This window comes from Pseudomonas sp. DW-iso17 (genome assembly GCF_058725345.1).
Map to the genome: position 1 here is coordinate 29,752 of NZ_JBZXEA010000024.1, position 3,759 is coordinate 33,510.

General features: G+C 54.3%; 4 protein-coding genes and 2 tRNA genes (1 of these 6 only partly in view). 3 read left to right on the forward strand and 3 right to left on the reverse strand.

What is annotated here, in order from left to right; genetic code table 11:
* Together AC4PS6_RS17455 and mgtE are read left to right on the forward strand one after the other, a co-directional pair.
* A tRNA-Arg gene (locus tag AC4PS6_RS17455) sits at nucleotides 1-23 on the forward strand; it begins 154 nt to the left of the window's first position.
* A gap of 348 nt (nucleotides 24-371) precedes the next feature.
* Nucleotides 372-1,814, forward strand: coding sequence for a magnesium transporter (mgtE, locus tag AC4PS6_RS17460; RefSeq protein WP_003193593.1), 1,443 nt, complete (start codon nucleotides 372-374; stop codon nucleotides 1,812-1,814).
* Between the two features lie 101 nt (nucleotides 1,815-1,915).
* Here mgtE and AC4PS6_RS17465 read toward each other — a convergent pair whose 3' ends face one another.
* From AC4PS6_RS17465 to AC4PS6_RS17475, 3 genes are all read right to left on the reverse strand, one after another.
* The gene (locus AC4PS6_RS17465) at nucleotides 1,916-2,242 is read right to left on the reverse strand and encodes an Arc family DNA-binding protein (protein WP_003193592.1); all 327 of its coding nucleotides are present in this window, start codon (nucleotides 2,240-2,242) and stop codon (nucleotides 1,916-1,918) included.
* A 394-nt stretch (nucleotides 2,243-2,636) separates the two neighbouring features.
* Nucleotides 2,637-2,816, reverse strand: coding sequence for a PA3371 family protein (locus AC4PS6_RS17470; protein WP_081036838.1), 180 nt, complete (start codon nucleotides 2,814-2,816; stop codon nucleotides 2,637-2,639).
* Between the two features lie 11 nt (nucleotides 2,817-2,827).
* Nucleotides 2,828-3,055, reverse strand: coding sequence for a hypothetical protein (locus AC4PS6_RS17475; RefSeq protein ID WP_014719587.1), 228 nt, complete (start codon nucleotides 3,053-3,055; stop codon nucleotides 2,828-2,830).
* Nucleotides 3,056-3,377: 322 nt separating this feature from the next.
* Between AC4PS6_RS17475 and AC4PS6_RS17480 the strand changes: the two genes are divergently transcribed.
* A tRNA-Arg gene (locus AC4PS6_RS17480) sits at nucleotides 3,378-3,454 on the forward strand.
* Nucleotides 3,455-3,759: the final 305 nt, after the last annotated feature.

The following is a 3,759-nucleotide window of genomic DNA, read 5'->3' on the forward strand; positions in this document are numbered from 1 at the left end:
TTCGAATCCTGTCGAGTGCACCATACAAACAAAAAGCCCGCCTAGTGCGGGCTTTTTGCCGTCTCGGGTTTGTGTGGGTTTTATCCGGCGTCCTCCTTTTTCTCCCTCTTCATGTGTTTTCCCATGCGCCTGCGTCGTCGCAGTTCATAGATGCAGCCAATACTGAGCTTTGGCGTGCAAGCGCTTGTTCTTTCCAGTTTTTTAACGTTTAAAACGTCCGGGCGGTGTATCATGCGCTCGTCAGCCCCGCCGGGGCTTGTGGAATACCTCCATGGACTTACCCAGTAGTTACTCAGTACCCCGCTTTACCAATCATGAATTGACTGATTGATCCTTCCGGCGTGCCCCGCTGCTGGGAGTGGAGTTCGCCTATGACCGAAGTAGAAGTAAAGAAGACACAAGAAAGCCTGCAGGATCGTCTGGCTCAAGTTATCGAGCTGCTGCAGCGCCAGCGCGTGGTCGAAGACCTCACGCACCGCCAGGAAGGTCCGAACCACGACCGCGTCGAAAACCTGGTTCACCGGCAAAACCTCGTCGAGTTGCAACGCAAGCTCGATGACCTGCACTCCGCCGACGTCGCCTATATTCTTGAAGCCTTGCCGCTGGATGACCGACTGACCCTGTGGCAGTTGGTGAAGGCTGATCGTGACGGTGACATCCTTCTGGAAGTATCGGACTCGGTGCGTGAAACGCTCATCGCCGACATGGATGACCACGAACTCCTGGCTGCCGCCAAGGAGATGGATGCGGACGAGCTTGCTGACCTGGCACCTGAGCTGCCCCGTGATGTTGTCCATGAGTTGATGGAGGCGCTCGATACGCAGCAGCGTGAGCGTGTGCGTTCCGCGCTGTCGTACGACGAGGATCAGGTCGGCGCCCTGATGGACTTCGAGATGGTCACCATTCGCGAAGACGTCAGCCTGGAAGTGGTGTTGCGTTACCTGCGCCGTCTAAAAGAATTGCCCGGCCACACCGACAAATTGTTTGTGGTCGACTATGAGGGGATCCTCAAGGGCGTTTTGCCGATCAAGCGCCTGCTGGTCAATGATCCGGAGAAGAAAGTTGCTGACCTGATGGCCAGCGATACCGTGAGCTTCCATCCGGACGAAGATGCCTACGACGCGGCCCAGGCATTCGAGCGTTACGACTTGATCTCGGCTCCGGTGGTGGATAAGAACGGCAAGTTGATCGGTCGTCTGACCATCGATGAAATCGTCGACTTGATCCGTGAAGAAAGTGAAACCGAAGTCCTCAACATGGCGGGTTTGCGTGAAGAGGAGGATATTTTCGCGTCGGTCTGGCGTTCACTGCATAACCGCTGGGCCTGGCTGGCTATCAATCTGATTACCGCGTTTATCGCTTCTCGCGTGATCGGGTTGTTTGAAGGCTCCATCGAGAAGCTGGTGGCCTTGGCGGCGTTGATGCCGATTGTGGCGGGTATTGGCGGTAACTCCGGGAACCAGACCATCACCATGATCGTGCGCGCCATGGCGCTGGATCAGGTCAGTACTGCCAATTCCTCACGGCTGCTGCGTAAGGAACTGGCGGTAGGCCTCATAAACGGATTGGTGTGGGGCGGTGTGATTGGCGTGGTGGCTTACTTGCTCTACGGCAGTTGGTCCCTGGGCGTGGTAATGACTGCGGCCATGACCCTTAACCTGTTGCTGGCGGCCTTGATGGGGGTATTGATTCCCATGACCCTGGCGCGTCTAGGTCGCGATCCTGCCATGGGTGCCAGTGTGATGATCACGGCCATGACTGACAGTGGTGGTTTCTTCATCTTCCTGGGCCTGGCAACGATCTTCCTGCTCTGACCCTTCCAGCGGGGGCAAATCTGCCCTCGCTTTGCTTCTTATTCCCAAACTCCAGGCAAAAAAAAGCCAGCACATGGCTGGCTTCGGCTTTCAGGTGTCAATCAATTGGCTTCTGCGGCCGCCTCCACGTCATGCGCGATAAGCGAGACGAGAGCATTTTGCTGGCGGTGGGAGAGCTGACGAAAACGCTGCAGCAGTTCGCGTTCGTGCAGTGACAGCTCGGGGCTGTCCAGGCGCATGCTCAACTCTTCACCCAAGGCACCTTCCTGAATAAGGCTTTGTTCCAGGCGTGCGATGATTTCGGAGTTCATGCTGCGGTGATGATTGCGAGCCACCTCGGCAATGCGTTCCCGCATTCCGTCTGGCAGACGTACGACGAATTTGTCAGCCGTACGGCTGGAATAAATTGCCTGTTTCAATGGGCGCATATATTTAACCGGTTAGTTCAGGGGAGCGGTTTCTGGAATTGGCCGCAAGATGAGTGTTAAGACAAGGCTCACGACCAAAGTTCAACCCGAATTGCAAAGAGGCCGCATCATGCCTCAGATTTGACATTTCATTGGCGTCAATTCTGTGACAAATATTGAACCGCCTACAGGCTTTATGCCAGTACTGATTTACGTTTTTGCGGACTGGTTAGAAAAAATCCTGCGACTGCAGCGAAGCTCGTCAATCTTCGCCCAAGCCTGCACGGCATCCGGGTTGAAGGGCGCCCGTCCTATAGCGATATGGCCTTTTGCCCTCAAGCTTAAGGTTAGTAGCTGTTCGCCTATTTACGAGTGTCAGGCGACATAAGGTAGGGGAGGGAGATGGGGAAGGGGGTTAGCGCAGGAGCGGATCGAATTTGATTCGGCGACCCTTGATTAGCGTCAGTACCAGTAGGCTGCCCAGCACGGCGCTGGCGACGAAGGCTAGGGTTTGAGTTTGTTGTGATGTAGGTCCCAGGCCTAGCGCAACAGATAGGAGCGTCAAGCACAGAAACAACCAGGCAGATTTCGACATGAATAGTGTTCTCAGAAAACCCAATGCTCGGCCGCTGGCGCTGATTGTGTATCTTGGGTCAGGCGGATGGGAGACTGGGGGTTTGCAGTCATCAGTGCCAACTGAGGTCGTTGTTGCAGATGGTGGGGAATGGCTTGGCTGATTTGCGCGCCGTCTTCAGTACTGGTCGGCTGAAAATGAAACGTCACCACCGTAGCCAGTGCCACAGCGTTCAGTGCTAGTAGAAGGGCGCTGTTCATCATCATAGTCTCCACGGTGCCTGGAACGATTGGTTTTGTGTTTATGACTTTGCAGATGTCGTGCCAATCTATTATTCCAATAAAAACAAGGAGTTAAGATTGTTTTTTGAGGCCGCTGGGTTGCAGTTTGCAATGATGGCATATTGGCGTAGTGCAATTTGCACGATGAGGGTGAAAGTCTTGGCATGCTGAATGAGGCTATGAACGTACGCGCAAGGATTGGCCTACAGTCAAAATGCCAACGGACGACATGACAAAACCAGCCTCGGCCGTTAAGATGCACGCCGTCTGTCGCTAGCCCTTCAGGGTAAGCGTGGCATTTGTCCCAGTAGCTCAATTGGATAGAGCATCCCCCTCCTAAGGGGAAGGTTGGCCGTTCGAACCGGCCCTGGGACACCATCTCTGTAAAGCTTTCCCCTCCTGGTATTCGTCGGTCTCAACAACAGTCATCCTCGTTCCTCGCCTGTGCGGGATCCAACCGCGCTTCTTTCGGTTGAGATCCAGATGCATTTGTGTGGGTGGGAATAATTCACGTCCCTAGGTTGTGCGCTCCTTCTATATAGAAGAGGCGGTGGGGCACCCTGGTTTTTATAGGCGAGTAAGTGTTTCGCTTTTTTTAAGATAAGGGGGTTGACGTTCATGGCGATCCCTGTAGAATTCGCCTCCCGCTTACGAGAGATCGCAAGCGCAAGTGGTTGAAGTTG

Coding starts and splice junctions, on each gene's coding strand:
- AC4PS6_RS17465 (WP_003193592.1), bottom strand. CDS start 2,242: ATGCGCCCATTGAAACAGGCAATTTATTCCAGCCGTACGGCTGACAAA.
- AC4PS6_RS17470 (WP_081036838.1), bottom strand. CDS start 2,816: ATGTCGAAATCTGCCTGGTTGTTTCTGTGCTTGACGCTCCTATCTGTT.
- AC4PS6_RS17475 (WP_014719587.1), bottom strand. CDS start 3,055: ATGAACAGCGCCCTTCTACTAGCACTGAACGCTGTGGCACTGGCTACG.
- mgtE (WP_003193593.1), top strand. CDS start 372: ATGACCGAAGTAGAAGTAAAGAAGACACAAGAAAGCCTGCAGGATCGT.